Here is a 23,385-nt window from a genome sequence, read left to right as displayed (position 1 = left end):
GCTCTCCTCCAACGATGGAGGATCCCATGAGCGACAAGGGCAGCGCCTACGACTTCACCTTCACCACCATCGACGGCAAGCCGCTGCCGCTGAGCACCTTCAAGGGCAAGGCGATCCTGGTGGTGAACACCGCCTCCAAGTGCGGGCTGACGCCCCAGTACGAGGGCCTGCAGAGCCTCTACGCCGACATGAAGGCCGAGGGCCTCGTCGTGCTCGGCGTGCCCTGCAACCAGTTCGCCGGCCAGGAGCCGGGGACCGAGGCCGAGATCCAGGAGTTCTGCCAGACCAACTTCGACGTCGACTTCCCGATGACCGCCAAGGTCGACGTGAAGGGGGAGGGGGCCCACCCCTTCTACGTCTGGGCGAGGGAGCGCCTCGGCGACGAGGCCGAGCCGGTCTGGAACTTCCACAAGATCCTGATTGGCAAGGACGGCCAGCCGGTGAAGGCCTTCGGCCCGCGCACCGAGCCCCGCGACGACATGGTCAAGGACGCCATCGGCGCGGCCCTCCGCTCCAGCGCCGCGGCCTTCTGACGAGGCTTTCCCTCCTCTTCATGGGGAGGGTGGTCCCGCAGGGACCGGGTGGGGGAGTCCCGAACCACCCCGGCGGCGGAGGCCCAGCGCCTCGCCCGCCCGGAACTTCCCCACCCGTCCCGTCGCTTCGCTCCGGTCCACCCTCCCCATGAAGGGGAGGGAAGGAGACTTCGAATGCACCGCAAACCCGACGGCGGCTGGGACAAGTCCCGCCTGCCCAGCCGGCACGTGACCGAGGGCCCGTCCCGCGCGCCGCACCGCAGCTACTACTACGCCATGGGGCTGGGCAGCCGGGAGATCGCCCAGCCGTTCGTCGGCGTCGCCTCCTGCTGGAACGAGGCCGCCCCCTGCAACACCGCCCTGATGCGCCAGGCCCACGCCGTCAGCCAGGGGGTGAAGGCCGCCGGCGGCACGCCGCGCGAGTTCTGCACCATCACGGTCACCGACGGCATCGCCATGGGCCATGAGGGCATGCGCTCCAGCCTCGTCAGCCGCGAGGTGATCGCCGACTCCGTCGAGCTGACCATCCGCGGCCACAGCTACGACGCCCTGGTCGGCGTCGCCGGCTGCGACAAGTCCCTGCCGGGCATGATGATGGCCATGCTGCGGCTCAACGTGCCCTCCGTCTTCCTCTACGGCGGCTCGATCCTGCCCGGCTGCTGGAAGGGTCGGGACGTCACCGTCCAGGACGTCTTCGAAGGCGTCGGCCAGCACTCGGCCGGGAACATGACCGACGAGGAGCTGACCGACCTGGAGCAGCACGCCTGCCCCGGCGAGGGCGCCTGCGGCGGCCAGTACACCGCCAACACCATGGCCTGCGTCTCCGAGGCCATCGGCCTGGCCCTGCCGCTCTCTTCGGCCCTGCCGGCCCCTTACGAGAGCCGCGACGCCTACGCCGTGGCCTCCGGCGAGGCGGTGATGCGGCTGATCGAACGGAACATCCGCCCGCGCGACATCTGCACCCGCAAGGCCTTCGAGAACGCCGCCGTGGTCATCGCCGCCACCGGCGGCTCCACCAACGGCGGGCTGCACCTGCCGGCCATGGCCCACGAGTGCGGGATCGAGTTCACCCTGCGCGACTTCGCCGAGATCTGCGACCGCACCCCCTACATCGCCGACCTCAAGCCCGGCGGCCGGTTCGTGGCCAAGGAGATGGGCGAGGCCGGCGGCGTGCCGATGCTGCTCAAGACCCTGCTGGAGGGGGGCTACCTGCACGGCGACTGCCTGACCGTCACCGGCAAGACCCTGGCCGAGAACCTCGCCGACGTGACCTGGCGCGCCGACCAGGAGGTGATCCGGCCGGTCTCCAGCCCGCTCTCGCCCACCGGCGGCGTCAAAGGCCTCTGGGGCACGCTCGCCCCCGACGGCGCCATCGTGAAGGTGGCCGGCCTCTCCCACCTGAGGCACCGCGGCCCGGCCCGGGTGTTCGACGGCGAGGAGGCCTGCTTCGAGGCGGTCGAGCGGGGCGAGTACAAGGAGGGCGACGTCCTCGTCATCCGCTACGAGGGGCCCCGCGGCGGACCGGGGATGCGCGAGATGCTGTCGACCACGGCGGCCATCTACGGCCAGGGCATGGGCGACAAGGTCGCCTTGATCACCGACGGCCGCTTCTCCGGCGCCACGCGCGGCCTCTGCATCGGCCACGTCGGTCCCGAGGCCGCCGTCGGCGGGCCCATCGCCCTCGTCAAGGACGGCGACATCATCGCCATCGACGCCGAGGCCGGGACCCTCGACCTGGAGGTCGACCCCATCGAGCTGGAGCATCGCGCCCATCACTTCGAGCCGCGCGAGACGCAGTATGGCTCCGGCGCGATCTGGAAGTTCGCCCAGATGGTCGGGCCGGCCCACCTGGGGGCCGTCACCCACCCCGGCTTCGCCGGGGAGAAGCACGTCTACGCGGACATCTAGGTGAAGACCCTCGGCCTGATCGGCGGCATGAGCGCCGAGAGCACCGTCATCTACTACCAGCTGCTCAACCGGCTGGTGCGCGAGCGGCTGGGCGGGCTGCATTCCGCGAGCCTGGTGATGGCCTCGCTCGACTTCGCCCCCATCGCCCGGATGCAGGCCGACGGCGCCTGGGACGAAGCGGGCGCGTTGCTGGCGGCCTCGGCCCGCACGCTCGAGGCCGCGGGCGCCCAGGCCGTGCTCATCTGCGCCAACACCATGCACCTGGTGGCGGGCGCCGTGCAGGCCGCCGTCTCGGTCCCGCTGATCCACATCGCCGACGCCACGGCTGACGCGCTGACCGCCGCAGGCGCGCGCCGACCGCTGCTGCTGGCCACCCGCTTCACCATGGAGAAGGCCTTCTACCGCGAGCGTCTCGCCGCCCGCGGCCTCGAGGCCCTTGTCCCGGAACCGGCCGAGCGCGAGCGCCTGCACGCCATCATCTACGACGAGCTCTGCGTCGGGGTGGTCTCAGCCAAGTCCAAGGCCGCTGTCCTTTCGATGATCGCGGCCGCGCAAGGGCAGGGGGCGGACAGCGTCATCTTCGGCTGCACCGAGATCGGCCTGCTGATCTCCCAGGCCGAACTGGACCTGCCCGCCTTCGACACCACCGAGATCCACGCCCGCGCGGCGGTCGACTTCAGCCTTGCCTGAACCTCGTCGTTCCCCGCGCATCGCGGGAAGGGAAGACCCGTCTGGGCCTCAGCCCCCGAGCCACCGAAACGCCCTGGCGATGAACGCCCGGCCGTCCCGTTCCACCGGTGCGCCATGCGCCATCACCACCCGGACGGCGGGCCATTCCAGGATGCGCTGCAAGGCCGCGCGCGCGGCGCGCCGGTCGGTGAAGGCGGCGCGGAACTTCCGCGGCACGGTCGGCTCGGGTTCGGTCATCAGATCCAGCCGGGCGATCAGCGCCCGCCACCCCCGAAACCAGCCCGGCGGGAACTGCTGGATCAGATCGGTGAACAGGACCGTGCCGCTGCGTCGATGGAAGAAGACCACTTCGGTGGTGATGCGGTTTCCGCGCACGGCGACCTGGTCGAGGCTGCTCGCCCACTCCGCCGGCGGCTGGTCGCCCAGCTCCGCATCGATGACGAGGTCCGTGCGCCGGCCGCTCAGGCCGGGGGCGGCGAACAGCCTGGCGTCAGGGTAGGCGCGCCGCCACTCGTCCAGGAACAGATGGTGCAGCGAGTTCGGAGCGATCAGCCCCCTGACGGCGCCAAGCTCGTCCACCTCCGCACGGAGAGCCTCCGAAATCGCGACGGGCGACCAGATGAGCAGGCCGCCTGTGTCGAGCCGGATCACCGCCATGCGGGTGGGGTAGCGGAACCCGACCACGTCGGCTTCCGGCCCGTCGGCCAGCCAGATCTCGGGCCCGAACGGCTGCAGGGCGGGCGTGGTCAAGCTAGCCCGCCAGCGCCGGCACGCCGGTGAAATGCGGATGGGCCAGCACCAGGACCAGGTAGACCGCCACCGCCGCCAGGATCCGCCAAACGCCGATCTCGCTCCAGATCAGCCGTTGCCGGCCCTCGACGATGGCGGCGAAGGGCACGTTGGAGGTCCGGGCGGCGAAGCTGTCCCAGGCCGGGCCCAGGGCCCGCTTGCGCTTGGCGTCGATGCTGGCCGTGCCGCTGACAGCCAGGATGAGCAGCGAGCCGAACAGGATGAGGCTCGCCCGGTCGCCGTTGACCACAAGGTGGCCGAGCGCCCAGAGGGCGACGCCCCACAGGAACGGATGGCGGGTGACCCGCAGGATGCCCTGCGCCGCGTCCGGCCGCTCGATCACCCCTTCCTGGCGCACGCTGGTCGGGTTGCGGGTGGAAAGTCCGATGACGATCAGCGTCACCGCCAGCAGCTGGATCAGCATCTGGATGTTCCGGCTCGCCGGGCCGACGCTCCAGTAGGGCTCGTTCTCCGGGCCGCCGCGGGCCTGGCCGAAGGCGAGCGCCAGCCAGACCAGTCCAACGATGGAGAGGGCCGCGAACAGGCCCATGTACGGACCCTCGCCGATCCGCCCGACCAGCCGGTCGCGCACCCTCGTGCCCGAGATCAGCAGGTGGATGAGGACGAAGAACGCCGATGCGGCGATGAGGTTGAGCATGCGCGCCTCCCCGTCGGATGCCGCGGCGGAGTTGGAGCTTCGCCGCAGTCGGCGTCAAGCCGCGTTGGCGGCGCCCGGTTGTTCCAGGTCGAGCCCGGGCTGCTCGTCGGCCGCGGCGGCCGCGGGCGCAGGGGAAGGCGCGGGCGGGGCGACACGCGCGCCGGCCCGCGGTGCGCGGCGCAGGATGGCCTCCACGCGGGTGATCCAGCGGGCGGCTTCGCCGACCGCCTCGGTGGAGGGCGCGGGCCGGCGGCCGGAGTCGTCGCCGGGCAGCCACAGGTCGAGGTCGAAGTCGGCGAAGCGGGGATCGTCGAACACCAGCCGCAGGGTGACCTTCTCCATGGCCCCGACCACCTGGTCCATGGCCTTGCGCGGCTCGCCCCGGAAGGCCCGCGCCAGCACCTGGCCGTCGACGATCAGCTCGGCCCCGACCAGCTCGTCGATCTTGTAGACCAGGCACCAGGCGCCGCCATCCCAGGAGACCGCCATCGAACCGGTGGAGAAGCAGAACCCGGCGCCGCGCCCGCGGCCGCGGGCGATCACCGTCGCCTCGGGCGTGGTCCTCAGCACCCGCTTGAGGGACCGGCGAATCCGCCGCTCCTCGTCCATGAACCAGATCGCGGCGCTCCCCAGGAGGGTGACCACGGTTCCGGCCAGGGCGATCCACAGCAGCAGGCGCGCGAGATCGTTCATGACGGCGAGGCTACGGTGCTTCGGCCCGAGTCGAGAAGAGAGTCTTCGTCGCAGGCGAAAATGAGGCGAAGCCTCGCCTAGAGCTCCAGCTCCACGACCAGCGGTACGTGGTCCGAGGGCTTCTCCCAGCTGCGCACGTCCCGGTGGATGGCCACCCCGCGCAGCCGGTCCGCCGCCTGGGGCGAGAGCAGGGCGTGGTCGATGCGGATGCCGTCGTTCCGCTGCCACGAGCCGGCCTGGTAGTCCCAGAAGGTGTAGGCGCCCGGCGAGCCGTCGGCCTGCATGAAGGCGTCGGTCAGACCCAGCCACTTGAGCGCCCGGAAGGCCTCCCGGCTCTCGGTCTGGAACAGGGCGTCGCGGGTCCAGTGGGCCGGATACTCGGCGTCGCGGGGCTCGGGGATGACGTTGTAGTCGCCGACCATCGCGAGCGGCTCCTCCAGCGCCAGCAGCTGGCGGGCGTGGGCGTTCAGCCGCTTCAGCCAGTTCAGCTTGTAGGCGAACTTCTCCGTGCCGATCGGATTGCCGTTCGGCAGGTAGATCGAGGCCACCCGCACCGGCGTCGGTCCCGAGACCACCGCCTCAAGGTAGCGGGCGTGGTCGTCGCCGTCGTCGCCGGGCAGGCCGCGGCGGACGTCCTCCAGCGGCGTCTTCGAGAGGATCGCCACCCCGTTGTAGGTCTTCTGGCCGTGGACGGCGATGTTGTAGCCCAGCCGCTCGAACGGCTCGGCCGGGAACTTCTCGTCGACGCACTTCAGCTCCTGCAGGCAGGCCACGTCCGGCTGCTCCTGCTCGAACCAGCGGCGGACGGTCTCCAGCCGCGCGTTGACCGAATTGACGTTCCAGGTGGCGATGCGCATGGGGCGCGACGCTAGAGGTGCGGCCGCTCGCCCTCAAGGGCCTCGGGCGGCCTCTCGCGCCGGATCGGGAAGCTGGAGAGTTCGACGGCCTTGGCGGCGGCCGCCTCGTCGGCCGCGCGGCGCTCGTCCGTGCGCCAGTCCACCTCCCAGAGCGCGGCGCGGAAGACCAGGATGGCCGATAGGCCGAGCCCGAAGAGCAGGACGGCGGGCGACCACCCGTCTTCGACCACCCAGAGGCTGCAGCCGATCACCAGCCCGTAGGCCGCCGCGCCGAGCAGGATGTTTCGGCGCGGCCGCCCCCACTCACGTTCCAGCGGGATGCGGGCAGAGAGGAGGGCGATCCCCAGGAGAGCGCCGAGGACGACCAGTGGCGTTCTGGGGCCGTAGACGTAGTGGATCAGGGTCGCGAGGATCAGCAGGGCCGCGCTGATGGCTGCGCCGATCGCAATCGCCACCCGTATGCCGGCGGAGCGCTTCTCCCCGTTCTGCGTCGGCGCCACCCTCAGCGGCCGCCCTTGACGAAGTCGACGATGGCGTCGACGGCCTTGTGGTCCACCGGTTTCAGCGGCTCCCGATAGGTGGCGAGATTGCCGTCCCGGTCGGCGGGCGCGGCCTTCAGGACGTGGTTCATGCCCTCGACCTTCACCAGCTTCACGCCCGGCCGGGCGGCCGCCAGCCGTTCGGCGTCGGCCATGGAGATCTGCAGGTCCGTGGTGCCTTGGACCACCAGCACGGGCCCCTGGTACTTCCTCAGCAGCTCCGGCGGGTCGTAGGACATCGCGTCCATCAGGAAGGGCTGGAAGGCCGGCAGGAAGAGCATCTGGAGCGGCGCAGGCAGGCGCGCGACGTCGACCGGCTGCCGCTTCTCCAGCTTCTCGATCGCCGCGAAGGCCTCGTCGAGCAGGGGCGCGTTCGCCGGGTTGGCCTTGAGCTGCTCGCGCAGGAGCTGCCCCAGCGGGCGGCCGGCCCCGGCCACCAGGACCAGGCCGCAGATGTCCTGGCTGCGCTCGGCCGCCGCCACCGCCGCGACGAGGGCGCCTTCGCTGTGGCCGAGCACCCAGACGCAGGCGGCGCCCGTCACCGGCTTCAGCCCCTGGGCCCAGGCCGCCACGTCCCGGGCGTAGTCGCCGATCGTCACATTGTTCGGGTCGGCCGCCGCGCCGGCGCTGTCGAACATGCCGCGCTTGTCGATGCGGACGGAGGCGACGCCCTGGTCGACTAGCGCCTCGGCCAGGCGCCGATAGCTGGCGGCGGTGGCGCCGAGCGTATTGTTGCCGTCCTTGTCCGTCGGCCCCGAGCCGGGGACGATCAGCACCACGGGCGGGCGGGCGACGTCCGAGGGGGTCAGCATCACGCCGTGCAGGGTGCCCGTGGCGCCGGTGGCGGCCACGGCCTTCTCCACGGCCTTCGCGTCAGCCGCGAGCGGCGCCGCCAGCAACGCTGCGATGAGCAACCACGCCCGCAAGTCCGTACCCGCGCTTCTAGTCCGAAGGCGATGCTAACCCGATACGGCGGTTTGCGAAACGAGCGTGACTATACTTCAGATGGAGAAGCTGACGCCGCAGCCGCAGCTGGACTTGGCGTTCGGGTTCTTCACCCGGAACTCGGCGCCCGCCAGCTGGTCGACGAAATCGATCTCCGAGCCTTTCAGCAGGGCCAGGGAGACGACGTCCACCAGCGCGGCCGCACCGTCGCGCTCCACCTTCAGGTCGTCCTCCTGCGCCTGGTCGACGAGATCGAACTGGTACTGGAAGCCGGAGCAGCCGCCGCCCTCGACGGCCACGCGCAGCATCAGCGGCCGGCCTTCGGCCTGGCTGATCGCCTTGATGCGGCTGGCGGCGGCGGGGGAGAGGGAGACGTCTGTGGTCATCATCTTAAGACTGCCTAAGGTCTAGACTATATGAGGTCGCCGGCCGCTTCGCCCAAGGGGTAACCGGCGCCCGAAGGTCTGAAGGGTCTGCATGCTTCCGCTCCGCGCCGCCTACGCCGAAGATCCCGCCGCCTCGCGCGGCCGCAAGGTCCCCGAGCCCGAGAGCCGCACGCGCACCCCCTTCGCCCGCGACCGCGACCGCATCATCCACGCCACCGCCTTCCGCCGGCTGAAGGAGAAGACGCAGGTCTTCGTGGCCCACGAGGGCGATCATTTCCGCACCCGCCTGACCCACTCCCTGGAAGTGGCCCAGATCGCCCGCTCGGTGGCCACCGCCCTCGGCCTCGACGCCGACCTGGCCGAGACCATCGCGCTCGCCCACGACCTCGGCCACCCGCCGTTCGGCCATGCCGGCGAGGACGAGCTGGAGCGGCAGATGGCGCCCTACGGCGGGTTCGACCACAACGTCCAGACCTTCCGCGTGGTCACCAGCCTGGAGCGGCGCTACCCGAAGTTCCAGGGCCTCAATCTGACGTGGGAGACCCTCGAGGGGGTGGTCAAGCACAACGGCCCGGTGGCCGACCGGATGGACGACCCGGCCTGGAGCGACGTGGCCGCCTTCAGCGGCGAATACGACCTGCGCCTGGACACCTGGGCCTCGGCCGAAGCCCAGGTCGCCGCGCTGGCCGACGACATCGCCTACAACAACCATGACGTCGACGACGGCGTGCAGGCCGGCCTGTTCCACCTGAAGGAGCTGCTGGACGTGCCCCTGATCGGGCCGATCCTGGCCGGCGTCTACCAGGACTTCCCCGACCTCGACCCGCAGATCGTCCGTCTGGAGGCCGTGCGGCGGATGATCGGGGCCATGGTCGACGACGTGATGGCCGAGACCCTGCGCCGGGCCCGGGCCGCGGACATCCGGTCCGCCGAGGACGTGCGGATGATGGACCAGGCGCTGGTCGCCTTCTCCCGGGAGCGGGTGGAGGAGCTGGCCAGGCTCCGGGAATTCCTCTCCACGCGCATGTACCGCCACTGGCGCGTCAATCGGACGCGCAGCCAGGCGCGCCGCATTCTGGCCGAGATGTTTCAGCTGTTTATGGAGGAGCCCGACGTCCTGCCGACCGAGTGGTTCGCCCGTCTGCAGAACAGCGACAAGGCCGGCCGAGCGCGTGTGGTCTGCGACTACATCGCCGGCATGACCGATCGTTTCGCCATCGAAGAGCACCGCCGGCTTTTCCACCTCGACGTCTGGAATTAGGCGAAGGAGGCGGTTCGAAGCGGGGCGCGCTTCGATAGACTGACCGCCTCAGGCGCGCGATTCGGTATCGCCGCGCCGATCAGTTCCCCCGGGAGCCCTTCGCGATGACAGATGCTGATCGCGGCGCCTATACGCCCTCCACCGATGCGCCGCTGTCGTTCGACGCCCGCCAGCCGGTCCGCGGCGCGCGGCCCGTACCCTTCACGCTGATCATCAGCGGCCTGGTGCTCATCGCCCTCGTCGCGGCGATCTACGTCTTCTACCAGGGCGGCGTGCGCCAGTCGGGCGAGGCGCCCCAGACCGTCGGCGCGCCGGTCGGCGAGCTGCGGGGCGCCGCCCCCGCCGAGCAGGCGGCCGTCGATCCGGCCGCCGGCCTGCAGATCTACCGGACCGACGCGGGCGAAGCCCCGGCCGGCGAGCCCCGCTTCGCCCCGCCGCCCGAGCAGCCGGCTCCGCGCCCGGTGGCCGTCGAGCCGCCGCCGGCGGCCGCGCCGACCACGCCCGTCAGCTCGCAGCCGGTTCCCCTGCCGCCCGCGCCCAAGGCCGCGCCGCCGGTGCAGGTCGCGACCGCGCCCGCGGCCCCGGCGCCCAAGCCCGCGCCGCCGGCTCCGGCCCCCAAGGTCGCCACCGCGCCGCCGCCGGCGCCCAAGACCGCGCCCCCGGCCGCCGGAGCCGGGTCGGCCGTGGTGCAGATCGGCGCCTTCGCCAGCCGCGAGCTGGCGCAGGCCGAGCTCTCGAAGGTCGCCGGCGTCAGCGGCAACCCCGGCGGGCGCAGCATCGAGCCGGCCCCCGGCAAGCCGCTGTTCCGCGCCGCCGTCACCGGCTTCTCCTCGCGGGCCGACGCCCAGGCCTTCTGCAACGCCCTGAAGGCCTCCGGAAAGCAGTGCTTCGTCCGATGAGCATCCAGGCCTGCATCCTCGGCTGCGCGGGAACCAGCCTCACGGACGAGGAGCGGGGCTTCTTTTCCGAGGTGCGGCCCTGGGGCTTCATCCTCTTCAAGCGCAACATCGACAGCCCCGACCAGGTGCGCCGGCTGGTGGACGAGCTTCGCGGCTGCGTGGGCCGCGAGGACGCGCCCGTCCTGATCGACCAGGAGGGCGGCCGGGTGCAGCGGATGGGGCCGCCGCACTGGCGGCGCTACCCGCCGGGCCGCGCCTACGGCCAAATCCCCGGCAACGATCCGCTCTATCGGCGCGAGATCGCCCGGCTCGGCGCGCGCCTGCTGGCCCACGACCTGCGCGCCGTCGGCATTAACGTGGACTGCGTGCCGGTGCTCGACGTGCCCGCGCCCGATGGCCACGAGATCATCGGCGACCGCGCCTACGGCCAGACGGCGGACGAAGTCGCTCTGCTCGGCCGCGCCGCCGCCGAGGGGCTGATCGCCGGCGGCGTGCTGCCGATCATCAAGCACATCCCCGGTCATGGACGGGCGCTGGCCGACAGCCACCTGCAGCTGCCCGTGGTCGAGGCCTCGTACGAGGAGCTCGAGGCCCGGGACTTCGCCCCCTTCAAGGTGCTGTCGGACATGCCGATGGCGATGACCGCCCACGTCGTCTACACGGCCATCGACCCGAACCGGCCAGGCACCACCTCGCGGATCGTCCATCGGCGGGTGATCCGCGGGGCAATCGGTTTCGACGGCCTGGTGATGACCGACGACCTGTCGATGAAGGCGCTCTCGGGCGACTTCGCCGGCCGCACCCGCGCCGCGCTCGCCGCCGGCTGCGACGTCGCGCTCCACTGCAACGGCGACATGGACGAGATGAAGGGCGTGGTCGCCGGGGCCAAGTCCCTGCAGGGCCGCTCCTTGGCCCGGGCCAAGGCCGCGCTCGCCCGCCTCGCCAGGGTCCCCGAGCCGTTCGACGTGGAGGAGGGCCGGGCCCGCTTCGAGGCCGCCTTCCAGGGCCGCTTCGCCGCATGAACGCCTTTCAGCCCAACCTGTCCTTCGAGGCCGCCAGCCGGGCCGCCGAGGACGGCGCGGCGCTGATCGTCGACATCGACGGCTTCGAAGGTCCCCTCGACGTCCTGCTGGCCCTGGCCCGCACCCAGAAGGTGGACCTGACCAAGCTCTCGGTGCTCAAGCTCGCCGAGCAGTATCTCGCCTTCGTCCAGCAGGCCCGGCGGCTGCACTTCGCCCTGGCCGCCGACTACCTGGTGATGGCGTCCTGGCTGGCCTACCTGAAGTCGCGCCTTTTGCTGCCCAAGCCCGAGCGGCCCAAGGGCGACGAGCCCCCGGCCGAGGAGATGGCCGCCCAGCTCGCCTTCCGCCTGGCCAAGCTCGACGCCATGCGCAAGGCCGCCGAGGCGCTGAAGGAACGGCCGCAGCTCGGCCGCGACGTGTTCGTCCGCGGCGATCCCGACCAGGTGAAGGTGATCCCCTCCAGCCGCATCGAGGGCGACCTCTACGGCCTGATGAGCGCCTACGTCACGCAGCGCCGCCGGGAGCAGGCCAAGCACTACACGCCCCGTCCCCAGCAGGCCTATCCGCTGGAGGCCGCCCGCGACCGGCTGCGGGACATGCTGCCCGAGCTCGCCCGCTGGACCTCGCTGACCGGACTTGCGCCCTTCCGCCCGGAAGGGGAGGGGCCGAGCCGCGCCTCCTATGTCGCCTCCACCCTGTCGGCTAGCCTGGAGCTGGTGAAGGAGGGCTCGCTGGAGGCCCGTCAGCTGGAGGCCTTCGCCGACATCTACCTGCGGGCCCGCAAGGGTCGGGCGGAGGCGGCATGAGCGAGACCGAACGCCAGGTCGAGGCGCTGCTGTTCGCCGCCGCCGGCCCCCTGAGCGAACAGGACATCGCCGATCGTCTGCCCGCCGGCTCGGACGTGCCGACGGCCATCGCCGCGCTGAGAGCGCGCTACGAGGGCCGTGGCGTCGAACTCGCCGAGGTCGCCGGGCGCTGGCGCTTCCAGACCGCCCAGGACCTCGCCTTCCTGATGACCGAGGAGCGTGAAGAGCCGCGCCGGCTCTCCCGCGCCGCGCAGGAGACCCTGGCGATCATCGCCTATCACCAGCCGGTCACCCGGGCAGAGATCGAAGCCGTGCGCGGCGTCCAGGCCAGCAAGGGCACGCTCGACGTGCTCCTGGAGCTCGGCCTCGTGCGCATGCGCGGCCGCCGCCGCACGCCGGGGCGGCCGGTCACCTACGGCACCACCGACGCCTTCCTTGAGCACTATGGCCTGGCCAGCCTCGCCGACCTGCCGGGAATGGCCGAGATGAAGGCCGCCGGCCTGCTCTCCCTCGACCTGCCGGCCGACTTCTCGGTGCCCAACCCGGCCGGGCTCGACCCCGAGGAAGACCCGCTGGACCCGCACGAGGCGCCCGAGTTCCACACCGACTTCCTGGGCGAAGCCGAGGCGGGGCGTTAGGCCGCGTACCCTCGGTTGGCCTCATCGGCCCCGAGCCACTATATTCCGCGCGACAGGCACGGGGACGCGGCCTAGGACAGGCCGGCGATCTTAAGGAGTTCGACCCCTATGGGTTCATTTTCGATCTGGCACTGGCTGATCGTTCTGGTCGTCATCGCGCTGCTGTTCGGCGGGCGCGGCCGGCTTTCCTCGATCATGGGCGACGCGGCCAAGGGCATCCGCGCCTTCAAGGACGGCCTGAAGAATGACGAGGCCGAGACCGCCGAGAAGAAGCCGCTGACGTCCGAGCGCGAGAAGGACGAAGCCCGCGGCTGAGCCGCAGCGCTCGCTCCACATGCAATTCGCGCCCGCGCCGCTTGATCGGCGCGGGCGCTGTCGCTTAAGGCCCATCCATGCTCGATCTCGGCATCGGCGCCACCGAACTCATGCTGATCGCGGCCATCGCGCTGATCGTGGTGGGGCCGAAGGACCTGCCGCTCCTGATGCGCCGCATCGGCCAGTTCACCGGCCGGATGCGGGCGATGGCGGCCGAGTTCCGCTCCAGCTTCGACGAGATGGCCCGCCAGAGCGAGCTCGACGAGCTGCGCAAGGAGGTCGAGGCCATGCGCCGCGGCCAGCTCTTCGACGAGGCCGCCGGCAAGGCGGACATGGAGAAGGTGTTCGACGAGATCGACCAAGGACTGAAGGCGGACGAGGCGATCGCCTACCCCGGGCACGAATACGCCGATCCCGCACCCCTGCCGCCCGCGGAGCCCGAGGCTGAACCGGCGCCGGCCGCGCCGAAGCGCCGGGCCCGCAAGCCGAAGTCCGAAGCGACCACCGTTCCGGCCGAGGCGGCCGCCCCCAAGCGCGCCCGCAACCCGCGCACTCCGAAGGCTGGCCAGGCGTGAGCATTCCCGACGAAGACGCCGAGATCGAAGCCTCGCGGGCCCCGCTGCTCGACCATCTCGTCGAGCTGCGCCAGCGGCTGATCGTCTCGCTGGTGGCGCTGTTCATCGGCTTTGCGGTCTGCTTCGGCTTCGCCGGCCAGATCTACATCTTCCTGCTCCACCCCTTCGAGGTGGCGGCCCAGCTGCTGGCGGCCCAGAAGGCGGCCGGCGGCCACCACAATCCCTTCGACCTCTTCCTGGTGCTGACCGGCTTCAAACAGCTTCCGGCGCCGGCCGAGCAGCTGCGCCTGGTGTTCACCGCGCCCCTGGAGTTCTTCTTCACCAAGCTCAAGCTCGCCGGCTTCGGCGCAGTGGTGGTGACCTTCCCGGTGCTGGCCTGGCAGGTCTACGGCTTCGTCGCGCCGGGCCTCTACAAGCGCGAGCGCAAGGCCTTCTTCCCCTTCCTGCTGGCCGCCCCGGCGCTGTTCCTGCTTGGCGCGGCGCTGGTCTACTTCGTGATCCTGCCGTTCGTCCTGTGGTTCTCGCTGAGCCAACAGGTGATCGCCGCCAACGTCGCGGTCGAGCTGCTGCCCAAGGTCTCGGACTACCTGACCCTGGTCACCACCCTGCTGCTGGCGTTCGGGCTCTGCTTCCAGCTGCCCGTGGTGCTGACCCTCTGCGGACTGGCGGGGCTGGTCACCGCCAAGCAGCTCACGGTCGGCCGCCGCTACGCCATTGTCGCGGTGTTCGTGGTCGCAGCGGTGCTGACCCCGCCCGACCCGATCAGCCAGCTGATGCTCGCGATCCCCATCGTGCTGCTCTACGAGGTCTCCATCTGGTGCGTGCGGCTCATCGAGCTGCGCCGCAAGCGTGAGGAGTCCGGGACCGACATCGTCCCGGTCTGACTTGGCCCGTCTGACCTTGGCGTGACGGGCGACGCGCTCTAGGAAGAGCCCCGCCCACCCACCCGCCGGCGCCTCTCCATGCACGACATCCGAGCCATTCGCGAAAACCCCGACGCCTATGAGCGCGCCTGGAGTGCGAAGGGGCTGTCCGGACGCACCGAAGAGATCCTCGCCCTCGACGCGAAGCTGCGCGCCGCTCAGACCGCGCTGCAGCAGGCCCAGGCCGAGCGTAACGACGCCTCCAAGAAGATCGGCCAGGCCAAGGCCCAGAAGAACGAGGCCGAGGCGACCCGCCTGATGGCCCACGTCGAGGCCCTGAAGAAGACCCTGGAAGAGCAGACCGCCGTCGAGCGCGAGGCCGGCGAGGCCCTGCGGACCATCCTGGCGTCGCTCCCCAACCTGCCGGCCGCGGACGTCCCCCCCGGCGAGGACGAGACCGCCAACGTCGAAGTCCGCCGCTGGGGCGAGCCGTTCGCCATCGCCAGCCCCAAGGACCACGTCGACCTCGGCGAAGCGCTCGGGATGATGAGCTTCGAGAAGGCCGCAAAGATGAGCGGCTCGCGGTTCGTCGTCCTGCAGAGCCAGCTTGCGCGGCTCGAACGCGCGCTCGGCCAGTTCATGCTCGATCTTCAGACCCGCGAGCATGGCTACACGGAAGTCTCGCCGCCCCTGCTGGTGCGCAGCGAGGCCATGTTCGGCACCGGCCAGCTGCCGAAATTCTCCGACGACCAGTTCGTGGCCATTCCCGGTCTCGAGAACACCCGGCCGATCGCGCCGACCGCTCTGGACGAGGCGCCGGAGATCCGCTGGCTAGTGCCCACCGCCGAGGTCTCGCTGACCAACCTGGTGCGCGAGGCGATCACGCCGGAGGAGGAGCTGCCGCTGCGGCTGACGGCGCTCACCCACTGCTTCCGCGCGGAAGCCGGCGCTTCGGGCCGCGACACCCGCGGCATGATCCGCCAGCACCAGTTTCAGAAGGTCGAGCTGGTCTCCATCACCACGCCCGACCAGTCGGAGGCCGAGCACGAGCGGATGGTGGAGTGCGCCGAGGCGGTGCTGAAGGCGCTGCAGCTGCCGTTCCGCACCATGCTGCTGTGCGCCGGCGACATGGGCTTCTCGGCCCGCAAGACCTACGACCTGGAGGTTTGGATCCCGTCGGAGGGCCGCTACCGCGAGATCAGCTCCTGCTCGAACTGCGGCGACTTCCAGGCCCGCCGCATGGACGCCCGCTGCAAGGCGGCCGGCGAGAAGGGGACGCGCTTCGTCCATACCCTCAACGGCTCGGGCCTGGCGGTCGGCCGCACCTTGGTGGCGGTGATGGAGAACTACCAGGACGAGAACGGCCGTATCGCCATCCCTCAAGCCCTGCATCCCTACCTGCCGGGCCTCACGCATATCGGGGGCGAGGCGTGAGCATCCACGGGCGTTCAGATCCACCCCCGCGCAGCGGGGGAGGGGGACCGCGAAGCGGTGGAGGGGGTGCTGCCGCCGTGCGCCCCTTCCGTCTCGGCGCTGCGCGCCGAGCCACCTTCCCCGCGTTGCGGGGAAGGAGCTGACGATGCGCATCCTCCTCACCAACGACGACGGGATTCACGCTGAGGGGCTGGTGGCGCTGGAGAACATCGCCAAGGTCCTGACGGACGACGTCTGGGTCTGTGCGCCGGAGTGGGAGCAGTCGGGCGCCTCCCGGGCGCTGACGCTCGCCGAGCCGCTACGGGTGCGGAAAGTGGGCGAGCGCCGCTTCGCCGTCTCCGGCACGCCCACCGACTGCGTGATGCTGGCGATCAGCGAACTGATCGAGGGCGACAGGCCCGACCTCGTCCTCTCCGGCGTCAACCGCGGCGCGAACCTGGCCGAGGACGTGACCATGTCCGGGACCGTGGCCGGCGCCATCGAGGCCATGGCCATGGGCGTGCCCGGCATCGCCCTGTCGCAGACCTCCTGGCCCCAGCAGGAGCATCAGTTCGCCCCGGCCGAGGCGTTCGGCCCGGGCATCGTCCGGCGGCTGGTGGAAGTGGGCTGGCCGAAGGACGTGATCGTCAACATCAACTTCCCGAGCCGGCCGGTCGAGGAGATCACCGAGGTCGAGGTCACCCGCCAGGGCTTCCGCGACGTGGCCGTCCGCCACGCCGAGAAGCGCACCGACCTGCGCGGCCGCGAGTACTACTGGATGGGCTACCGCCAGGAGCGGTCGAACCCGGCCGACGGCACCGACCTTAAGGCGGCCTACGAGGGCCGGATCTCGGTCACCCCGCTGCATATCGACTTGACGCACATGGCCACCGTGAACGCATTGAAGGGGGTGCTGGGCGGCGCTCCTCCGAGGGCCTGAAGATGGCGGACGAGACCGACACGCCCGAAACCCGGATGGCCCGCCTGATCCTGGCGCTGCGCTCCCAGGGCGTCACTGACCCCAAGGTGCTGAACGCCATCGAGACGACGCCGCGCGAGATCTTCACGCCGGACCTGTTCAAGGAGCGCGCCTGGGAGGATTCGGCTCTGCCGATCGCCTGCGGCCAGACGATCAGCCAGCCCTTCATCGTCGGGCTGATGACCCAGGCCTTGCAGCTCGAGCCGCGGGCCCGGGTGCTCGAGATCGGCACCGGCTCGGGCTACCAGACGACGGTGCTCTCGAAGCTGTCCCGGCTGGTCTACACCGTGGAGCGCTATCGCACGCTGCTGCGGGAGGCGGAGGCGAGATTCAAGGTCCTGGGCCTGACCAACGTCATCACCCGCTTCGGCGACGGCGGGGAGGGCTGGCCCGAACAGGCGCCTTTCGACCGGGTGATGGTCACCGCGGCCGCCCCGAACGAACCGACCAAGCTGCTCGCCCAGCTCAAGCCGACGGGCGTCCTGGTGGCGCCCATCGGCAAGGGACCCGTCCAGAGCCTTCGCCGCTACACCGGCGACGGGCAGGGCGGTTTCAAGGTCGAGGAGCTGACCGAGGTCCGCTTCGTGCCGCTCCTCGACGGGGTGGCGCGCGAGCTTTGAAGGTGCGGCTTTTTGGGCGGACAGGGGCGCCGAGCTTCAGCCTCGGTTAACCTTAAGGGCACGACGATTCCGGCGGGGGCTTAGGAAGCGGCGAATGATTCAGATGATGAGCCGAACCGCTCTTCTGACGGCGGCGGGCGCAACGCTCGCGGCCTGCACCACCACGTCTCAGCTCGAGGCGCCGACGCCCAATTTCCCGATCCAGACGCCGGCCGAGGCTGCGCCGGCCGCCGCGGCGGAGCCGGGCCCCGGCGGCGACGAGCCGCCGCCCCAGGCGCGGCCGACCGCGCCGGTCGAGGCCCGGCCGATCGAGCCGCCCAGGCCCGGGCCGGGCGCCTCCGCAGCGCCCCGGAACGGGCTGATCCGCGTCGCCAACGGCGCGACCGCCGCCCCCGGCGCGCGCAGCGAGACCGTCACCCGCACGGTGACCGGCGGCCGGGTCGTCGATATCGAGGTCGAAGCCCCCGGCAAGACCCACAAGGTGAAGGAGGGCGAGACCCTCTACCGGATCGCCCTCGGCTTCGACATGAAGCCGGAGGAACTGGCCAGGCTGAACGGCCTGAAGGCGCCGTGGGTGATCCGGCCCGGCCAGGTGCTGAAGGGCCCGGGCGCCAAGACCCGCACCAAGGCCTACGTGGTGGGCGAGGGCGACACCCTCGGAGCGATCGCCCAGCGGTTCAGCGTCGGCGTCACCGCGCTCGCCTCGGCCAACGACATCAAGACCACCGCCAGCCTGCGTCCCGGCCAGCGGCTGAAGCTCCCCGCCGGCTACAAGGACAAGGGCCCGCAGACGGTGACGGTGGTCCGCGCGGCCCCGCCCGCGCCGCCGCCCGCCCAGGTCGCCGAAGCGCCGCCGCCGGCCCAGCGGCCGGCGTTCACGCCGGCGGTCAGTCCGGCGCCGCCGCCGCCCGAGCCGGCGCCGCCCAGGACCCAGTTGGCCGCGGCCAGCCCGCCGCCGCCGTCCGCCCGCGGATCCTCGCTCTCGGTTCCCAGCTCCGCCACCCTGCCGCCCCCGATGGCCGCGAACCCGCCGCCCGCCGCGAGCGCCGCCCCGCGCCAGGCTCCGCCCCCCGCGGCCGCGCCGCCGACGGCCCGCCAGGCGCCTCCGACGCCTCCGCCGGCTCCGGCGGCTCAGCCGTCGCGCCAGACGACCCTGGCGAGCGCCCAGCCGGCGCGGCCGCCCTACGCCCCGCCGCCGGCCGCGCGCCCGGCGCCTGCCCAGCCTTCGGCGCCCGCCCTGGTGCCCAGCGCCCCGCCGACGGCCGACGCCCAGATCGTCAGCCTCGGCCGCGGCCGGTTCGTCTGGCCGGTGCGCGGCGAGGTGATCTCGACCTTCGGTCCGAAGGGCGGAAACCAGCGCAACGACGGCGTGAAGATCCGCGCCTCGATGGGCGAGACGGTCCGTTCGGTGGCCGCCGGCGACGTCGTCTACGCGGGCGACCAGGTGCCGGGCTTCGGCAATCTGGTGCTGATCAAGCACGCCGACGGCTGGGTCTCGGCCTACGGCCATCTCTCGCGCCTGGACGTGAAGATCCAGCAGAAGGTCGGCCAGGGCCAGCAGATCGGCCAGGTGGGCAGCTCCGGCGGCGTCCTCGAGCCCCAGCTCCACTTCGAGATCCGCTACGCCCCCACGCCCGCCGACCGGGCCCGCCCCATCGACCCGCAGCTGGTGCTGCCGCAGTCCTGATCTTGGATCGGCTCATCGCGGCATTCGCCGGGATGAGCGGCTATCCTATAGGGGCAGCGGTTTGCCGAGCTCGCCGGCCAGGTCGCGGATGAACTGCCAGGCGACGCGGCCGGAGCGGCCGCCGCGGAGCTGGGCCCACTGCAGGGCGCGGCGGTCGAGGTCGGGGACCGTCAGGCCGTAACGCTCGGCGTAGCCCTGCACGGCGGTCAGGTAGGTGGGCTGGTCCATCGGCGGGAAGCCGACCCACAGGCCGAAGCGGTCGGAGACGCTGACCTCCTCCTCGGCGTCCTCGGCCGCGGCGATCAGGCCGCGGTCCTCCCCGTGGCCGCGGGGCATCAGGTGCCGGCGGTTGGAGGTGGCCACGAACAGCACGTTGGCGGGCGGGCCCGAGACGCCGCCCTCCAGCGCCGATTTCAGGGCCTTGGCCGCCGCCGCGCCCTCCTCGAACGAGAGGTCGTCGCACAGCACCACGAACCGCTCATCGCGGGCCCGCAGCTGGTCGAACAGGGCGGGCAGGGCGGTGACCTGGTCGCGGTCCACCTCCACCAGCTTCAGCGTCGGCGACTCGGCGGCGACGGCCATGAACGCGGCCTTGGCCAGCGAGCTCTTGCCGGTGCCGCGCACGCCCCACAGCAGGGCGTGGTTGTAGGGCAGGCCGCGGGCGAATCGCTGGAGGTTGGTGAGGAACGACTGCTTCTGCCGTTCCACCCCCATCAGCGCCTCGAGCGGCAGCGGATAGTCCGGCGCCGGATGGAAGGCGCCGCCCTGCGGCTCGTGGCGGAACAGCCGCGCTGCGGAGAAATCCGGCTCGACGGGCGGCGGCGGGGCGAGGCGCTCGAGCGCCTTGGCGATGCGGTCCAGAAGGGGGGGCAGCTCGGCGCTCATGGCGCGCTGATTAGCCCATCGGGCGCGCGCATTGCAAAACCGCCCCTCAGCGCATAGCTTCCGCCGACTTTTGAGACCGGGGGCCGGTTGGGCCCGCCGGCGACGCTCTCCGGAGACGACATGTTCGCCACCCCTGCTTACGCCCAAGCCGCCGACGGAGCCGCCGGGGCCGGCCCGGCCGGCCTGCTGATGCAATTCCTGCCGCTCATCGCGCTGTTCGTCCTGTTCTACTTCCTGATGATCAGGCCGCAGCAGAAGCGGATGAAGGCCCACCAGCAGATGATCGCCAACGTGAAGCGGGGCGACCAGGTGGTGCTGTCCAGCGGCATGATCGGCAAGGTCGTCCGCGTGGAGGACAAGGAAGTCGGCGTCGAGATCGCCCAGGGCGTCAACGTCAAGGTCGTCAAGGCGATGATCTCCGAGGTCCGCGTGCGTGGCGAGCCGGCCGCCGCTAACGACGCCAAGGTCTAAGGCGCCCTCAGCCCATGATGGCGCTCTCCCGGTGGAAGGTGCTGGCGGTCCTCGCGGCCGCCATTTTCGGCATCCTGTTCACCATCCCGAACTTCCTCTCGGCGCAGACCCGGGCCTCGCTGCCCGGCTTCATGCAGAAGACCGTCAACCTCGGTCTGGACCTGCAGGGGGGCGTCTACCTGCTGCTCGAGGTCGACACCGCGGCGCTGCGGACCGAGCGGATCATCAACCTCGTCGAAGACGTCCGCACCACCCTGCGGAATGAGCGCATCCCGTTCACCGACCTGGGACAGGTCGAGGGCCGGGTGACCGTGCGGATCACAGATCCCGCCCAGGTGGACCGCGCCGCCCGCGCCCTGCGCGACACCGTCGGCGCGCCGCAGCAGGCGACCGGGCAGGCCGCCGTCAACGTCACGACTCAGCCCGACCAGCGGCTACGACTGACGTTCAACGAGCAGGCCATGGAGGCCGAGGCGCGCGACGCCGTCAGCCAGTCCATCGAGATCATCCGCCGCCGGATCGACGAACTGGGCACCCGCGAGCCGTCCATCACCCGCCAGGGCGCCAACCGCATCGTCATCCAGGCGCCGGGCGAAAGCGATCCGCAGCGGCTGCGCGACGTCATCGGCCGCACGGCCAAGCTCTCCTTCCACATGGTCGACGTCACCGCCGATCCGGTCGCTGCGGCGGCCGGCCGGGTGCCGCCGGGCTCCCAGGTGCTGATGGACGACCAGGGCTCGCCCATGGTCGTCCGCCGCCGGGCGCTGGTCTCCGGCGAGATGCTGACCGACGCCTATCCGACCTTCGACGAGTTCGGCCGCCCGGCGGTGGGCTTCCGATTCGACAGCCAGGGCGCCCGCCGGTTCGGCGACGCCACCCGCCAGAACATCGGCAAGCCGTTCGCCATCGTCCTCGACGACAAGATCGTCTCGGCCCCGGTCATCCAGACGCCGATCCTCGGCGGCTCGGGCCAGATCACCGGCAGCTTCAGCCAGCAGGAGGTGAACGACCTCGTGCTGCTGCTCGACGCCGGCGCGCTGCCGGCCCCGCTCAGGGTGGAGGCCCAGCAGACGGTGGGCGCCGAACTGGGCGCCGACGCGGTCCAGGCGGGGGCCATCTCCACGGCCGTCGGCTTCGTGGCGATCCTGGTGTTCATGGTGCTCGCCTACGGCCTCCTGTTCGGCGGCATCTCGGTGATCGCCCTGCTGATCAACGGCCTGTTGATCATGGCCAGCATGTCGGCCATCGGAGCGACGCTGACCTTGCCGGGCATCGCCGGCCTGATCCTGACGCTTGCGGTGGCGGTCGACGCCAACGTGCTGATCTATGAGCGAATGCGCGACGAGGTGCGGGCCGGCCGACCGGTGATCACCGCCATGGACGCCGGCTTCTCGCGGGCCATGACCACCATCCTGGACGCCAACATCACGACCCTGCTGGCGGCCCTCATCATGTTCGCCCTGGGGTCCGGGGCGGTGAAGGGGTTCGCCGTGACCCTGTCCATCGGGGTGGTCACCTCGGTGTTCACCGCCGTCTACGTCACCCAGGTCCTGCTCGCCTTGTGGTTCCGGTCCCGCCGGCCCAAGACGCTGCCGATCGTTTAGGAGCCCTGATCCGCCATGTGGCCTCTGATCAAGCTTCTCCCGGCCAAGACCAACCTGAAGTTCGTCGCCTTCGCCAAGATCGCGGGGGCGATGTCCATCATCGGGGTGATCGGCTCCCTGCTGCTCGCGGCGCTGCCGTTCGAGCCGCCCTGCGGCGGCCTCAACTGCGGCATCGACTTCAAGGGCGGCACCGTCCTGGAGTTCTCCACCCCTGAGCCGGTCGACCTCGGTCTGGTGCGCCGGACCCTGGCCGGCAAGGGCCTGGGCGATGTGCAGGTGCAGGAGTTCGGCTCGCCGACCTCCGCGGTCGTCCGCTTCGAGAACCCGGAGGGCGCGACGCCCGACGCCACCCTGGCGGCCGTGCGCGCCGACCTGACCCGGGCGCTCGGCGAGGTCACCTTCCAGCGCGGCGACAGCATCGGCGCCAAGGTCTCCGGCGAGTTGTTCCGGGCCGGCTTGATGGCCCTCGGCCTCGCGATCGTCCTGATGCTCGTCTACATCTGGTTCCGGTTCGAGCTGCAGTTCGGCCTGGGCGCTGTCGTGGGCCTGTTCCACGACGTGATCCTGACCCTGGGCCTGATCGCGCTGCTGGACCTCGAGTTCAGCCTCACCAGCATCGCCGCCATCCTGACGATCATCGGCTATTCGATGAACGACACCGTCGTGGTCTTCGACCGGCTGCGGGAGAACCTGCGCAAGTACAAGCGCATGCCGCTCGGCGACGTCATCGACCTGTCGATCAACGAGACCCTGTCGCGGACGATCATCACCGGCCTGACCGCCATCCTGGCGCTCACCGGGCTGGCGGTCTTCGGCGGGCCGACGCTGTTCGCCTTCTCGATCATCATGATCTTCGGGATCATCATCGGCACCTATTCGTCGATCTATGTCGCCGCGCCGGTCCTCCTGCTGTGGGGCGTCAAGCGCGGCGATGAGGACGCCGAGCCGATCCGGCCGGCCGGCGCCAGGCCGTAGGCCGTGGCCCGCAACGCGCCGAGCGTCGACGCCTACGGCGAGGGCGGCTTCCGCCTGTCCGGCGAATGGCGGCCCGGATCGGTCCTGATCCTCAGGGACGAGGCGCGCGACTGGCCGGTCACCAGCCCCGCCGAGCTGACTCCGCAGGCCCTGGCCGACGTGATCGAGGCGGGCCCCAGGGACGTCGAGTTCCTGCTCCTCGGCATGGGCGCCAAGAACGCCCTGCCGCCCCGCGAGCTGCGCGAGGCCGTCCGCGCCGCGGGCCTGGGGCTGGAGTTCATGGACACGCCCGCCGCCGCGCGCATGTACAATGTGCTGACGTCCGAAGGCCGGCGCGTGGCCGCCGCCCTGATCGCGGTGTGACCAGCTAGCGG

Annotated in this window: 27 protein-coding genes; 19 read left to right on the top strand and 8 right to left on the bottom strand. The window is 71.3% G+C overall.

The window, feature by feature from the left end; all coding sequences use genetic code 11:
* The first annotated feature begins 26 nt into the window (after window positions 1-26).
* The 3 genes from ACFSC0_RS18480 to ACFSC0_RS18470 all read left to right on the top strand — a co-directional run bounded on the left by ACFSC0_RS18480 (window position 27) and on the right by ACFSC0_RS18470 (window position 3,131).
* Entirely contained in the window at window positions 27-533 is a 507-nt protein-coding gene (locus ACFSC0_RS18480; protein WP_377281454.1) for a glutathione peroxidase, read from the top strand.
* A 174-nt stretch (window positions 534-707) separates the two neighbouring features.
* Window positions 708-2,441, top strand: a complete 1,734-nt coding sequence (gene ilvD / locus ACFSC0_RS18475) for a dihydroxy-acid dehydratase (protein ID WP_377281453.1) — start codon at window positions 708-710, stop codon at window positions 2,439-2,441.
* Window positions 2,442-3,131, top strand: a complete 690-nt coding sequence (locus ACFSC0_RS18470) for an aspartate/glutamate racemase family protein (RefSeq protein WP_377281452.1) — start codon at window positions 2,442-2,444, stop codon at window positions 3,129-3,131.
* Between the two features lie 48 nt (window positions 3,132-3,179).
* Here ACFSC0_RS18470 and ACFSC0_RS18465 read toward each other — a convergent pair whose 3' ends face one another.
* The 7 genes from ACFSC0_RS18465 to erpA all read right to left on the bottom strand — a co-directional run bounded on the left by ACFSC0_RS18465 (window position 3,180) and on the right by erpA (window position 8,001).
* Window positions 3,180-3,881: a DUF4336 domain-containing protein gene (locus ACFSC0_RS18465; protein WP_377281451.1), complete on the bottom strand. Its 702-nt coding sequence runs from the start codon at window positions 3,879-3,881 to the stop codon at window positions 3,180-3,182.
* 1 nt (window position 3,882) lies between these two features.
* Window positions 3,883-4,578 carry an NnrU family protein gene (locus ACFSC0_RS18460; RefSeq protein WP_377281450.1) on the bottom strand — a complete coding sequence of 232 codons (696 nt, stop codon included), beginning with the start codon at window positions 4,576-4,578 and terminating at the stop codon, window positions 3,883-3,885.
* A 54-nt stretch (window positions 4,579-4,632) separates the two neighbouring features.
* Window positions 4,633-5,271 carry a hypothetical protein gene (locus ACFSC0_RS18455; protein ID WP_377281448.1) on the bottom strand — a complete coding sequence of 213 codons (639 nt, stop codon included), beginning with the start codon at window positions 5,269-5,271 and terminating at the stop codon, window positions 4,633-4,635.
* Window positions 5,272-5,348: 77 nt separating this feature from the next.
* Window positions 5,349-6,128, bottom strand: coding sequence for an exodeoxyribonuclease III (gene xth / locus ACFSC0_RS18450; RefSeq protein WP_377281447.1), 780 nt, complete (start codon window positions 6,126-6,128; stop codon window positions 5,349-5,351).
* A gap of 11 nt (window positions 6,129-6,139) precedes the next feature.
* The gene (locus ACFSC0_RS18445; protein WP_377355228.1) at window positions 6,140-6,583 is read right to left on the bottom strand and encodes a hypothetical protein; all 444 of its coding nucleotides are present in this window, start codon (window positions 6,581-6,583) and stop codon (window positions 6,140-6,142) included.
* 47 nt (window positions 6,584-6,630) lie between these two features.
* Entirely contained in the window at window positions 6,631-7,530 is a 900-nt protein-coding gene (locus ACFSC0_RS18440; RefSeq protein ID WP_377355227.1) for an alpha/beta hydrolase, read from the bottom strand.
* Window positions 7,531-7,668: 138 nt separating this feature from the next.
* Window positions 7,669-8,001, bottom strand: a complete 333-nt coding sequence (erpA, locus tag ACFSC0_RS18435) for an iron-sulfur cluster insertion protein ErpA (RefSeq protein WP_377281444.1) — start codon at window positions 7,999-8,001, stop codon at window positions 7,669-7,671.
* Window positions 8,002-8,089: 88 nt separating this feature from the next.
* Between erpA and ACFSC0_RS18430 the strand changes: the two genes are divergently transcribed.
* From ACFSC0_RS18430 to ACFSC0_RS18375, 12 genes are all read left to right on the top strand, one after another.
* Window positions 8,090-9,259 carry a deoxyguanosinetriphosphate triphosphohydrolase gene (locus ACFSC0_RS18430; RefSeq protein ID WP_377281443.1) on the top strand — a complete coding sequence of 390 codons (1,170 nt, stop codon included), beginning with the start codon at window positions 8,090-8,092 and terminating at the stop codon, window positions 9,257-9,259.
* 104 nt (window positions 9,260-9,363) lie between these two features.
* Window positions 9,364-10,158 carry an SPOR domain-containing protein gene (locus ACFSC0_RS18425; protein ID WP_377355225.1) on the top strand — a complete coding sequence of 265 codons (795 nt, stop codon included), beginning with the start codon at window positions 9,364-9,366 and terminating at the stop codon, window positions 10,156-10,158.
* Complete coding sequence (gene nagZ, locus ACFSC0_RS18420) at window positions 10,155-11,180, top strand: beta-N-acetylhexosaminidase (RefSeq protein WP_377281441.1); 1,026 nt, start codon at window positions 10,155-10,157, stop codon at window positions 11,178-11,180. Before ACFSC0_RS18425 ends, nagZ begins: the two co-directional genes overlap by 4 nt.
* The gene (locus ACFSC0_RS18415; protein ID WP_377281440.1) at window positions 11,177-11,986 is read left to right on the top strand and encodes a segregation and condensation protein A; all 810 of its coding nucleotides are present in this window, start codon (window positions 11,177-11,179) and stop codon (window positions 11,984-11,986) included. The genes nagZ and ACFSC0_RS18415 overlap by 4 nt, the downstream gene beginning before the upstream one ends.
* On the top strand, window positions 11,983-12,624 hold the full coding sequence (gene scpB, locus ACFSC0_RS18410) for an SMC-Scp complex subunit ScpB (RefSeq protein WP_377281439.1): 642 nt from the start codon (window positions 11,983-11,985) through the stop codon (window positions 12,622-12,624). The genes ACFSC0_RS18415 and scpB overlap by 4 nt, the downstream gene beginning before the upstream one ends.
* A 108-nt stretch (window positions 12,625-12,732) precedes the next feature.
* A complete protein-coding gene (locus tag ACFSC0_RS18405; protein ID WP_329635060.1) occupies window positions 12,733-12,939 on the top strand; it encodes a twin-arginine translocase TatA/TatE family subunit in 207 nt (68 codons plus the stop codon).
* A gap of 77 nt (window positions 12,940-13,016) precedes the next feature.
* On the top strand, window positions 13,017-13,514 hold the full coding sequence (tatB, locus tag ACFSC0_RS18400; protein WP_377281438.1) for a Sec-independent protein translocase protein TatB: 498 nt from the start codon (window positions 13,017-13,019) through the stop codon (window positions 13,512-13,514).
* Window positions 13,511-14,398 carry a twin-arginine translocase subunit TatC gene (gene tatC / locus ACFSC0_RS18395; RefSeq protein WP_377281437.1) on the top strand — a complete coding sequence of 296 codons (888 nt, stop codon included), beginning with the start codon at window positions 13,511-13,513 and terminating at the stop codon, window positions 14,396-14,398. Before tatB ends, tatC begins: the two co-directional genes overlap by 4 nt.
* A 78-nt stretch (window positions 14,399-14,476) precedes the next feature.
* Complete coding sequence (gene serS, locus ACFSC0_RS18390; RefSeq protein WP_377281436.1) at window positions 14,477-15,811, top strand: serine--tRNA ligase; 1,335 nt, start codon at window positions 14,477-14,479, stop codon at window positions 15,809-15,811.
* Window positions 15,812-15,956: 145 nt separating this feature from the next.
* Window positions 15,957-16,730 (top strand): 5'/3'-nucleotidase SurE, encoded by a 774-nt coding sequence (gene surE / locus ACFSC0_RS18385; RefSeq protein WP_377281435.1) that lies wholly within the window; start codon window positions 15,957-15,959, stop codon window positions 16,728-16,730.
* A gap of 2 nt (window positions 16,731-16,732) precedes the next feature.
* Window positions 16,733-17,389 carry a protein-L-isoaspartate(D-aspartate) O-methyltransferase gene (locus tag ACFSC0_RS18380; protein WP_377281434.1) on the top strand — a complete coding sequence of 219 codons (657 nt, stop codon included), beginning with the start codon at window positions 16,733-16,735 and terminating at the stop codon, window positions 17,387-17,389.
* 106 nt (window positions 17,390-17,495) lie between these two features.
* Window positions 17,496-19,076, top strand: coding sequence for a peptidoglycan DD-metalloendopeptidase family protein (locus ACFSC0_RS18375; RefSeq protein WP_377355223.1), 1,581 nt, complete (start codon window positions 17,496-17,498; stop codon window positions 19,074-19,076).
* A gap of 45 nt (window positions 19,077-19,121) precedes the next feature.
* On the opposite strand, the gene ACFSC0_RS18370 is transcribed toward ACFSC0_RS18375, so the two are convergent.
* Window positions 19,122-19,961, bottom strand: a complete 840-nt coding sequence (locus ACFSC0_RS18370) for an ATP-binding protein (RefSeq protein ID WP_377284149.1) — start codon at window positions 19,959-19,961, stop codon at window positions 19,122-19,124.
* Window positions 19,962-20,081: 120 nt separating this feature from the next.
* On the opposite strand from ACFSC0_RS18370, the gene yajC reads away from it, so the two are divergent.
* Genes yajC through ACFSC0_RS18350 form a run of 4 tightly spaced genes read left to right on the top strand, consistent with a single transcriptional unit; the run spans window position 20,082 to window position 23,374 of the window.
* Window positions 20,082-20,432 (top strand): preprotein translocase subunit YajC, encoded by a 351-nt coding sequence (gene yajC / locus ACFSC0_RS18365; RefSeq protein ID WP_377284150.1) that lies wholly within the window; start codon window positions 20,082-20,084, stop codon window positions 20,430-20,432.
* Between the two features lie 14 nt (window positions 20,433-20,446).
* On the top strand, window positions 20,447-22,036 hold the full coding sequence (gene secD / locus ACFSC0_RS18360) for a protein translocase subunit SecD (protein ID WP_377284151.1): 1,590 nt from the start codon (window positions 20,447-20,449) through the stop codon (window positions 22,034-22,036).
* A gap of 15 nt (window positions 22,037-22,051) precedes the next feature.
* Window positions 22,052-23,011 carry a protein translocase subunit SecF gene (secF, locus tag ACFSC0_RS18355; protein WP_377284152.1) on the top strand — a complete coding sequence of 320 codons (960 nt, stop codon included), beginning with the start codon at window positions 22,052-22,054 and terminating at the stop codon, window positions 23,009-23,011.
* A 3-nt stretch (window positions 23,012-23,014) separates the two neighbouring features.
* On the top strand, window positions 23,015-23,374 hold the full coding sequence (locus ACFSC0_RS18350; RefSeq protein ID WP_377284153.1) for an Mth938-like domain-containing protein: 360 nt from the start codon (window positions 23,015-23,017) through the stop codon (window positions 23,372-23,374).
* Window positions 23,375-23,385 lie beyond the last annotated feature (11 nt).

This window comes from Phenylobacterium terrae, from assembly GCF_042681205.1.
In the GTDB taxonomy this organism is placed as follows: domain Bacteria; phylum Pseudomonadota; class Alphaproteobacteria; order Caulobacterales; family Caulobacteraceae; genus Phenylobacterium; species Phenylobacterium terrae.
Note: the sequence above shows the minus strand (reverse complement) of the source record. Positions and strands in the feature narration are given on the sequence as shown.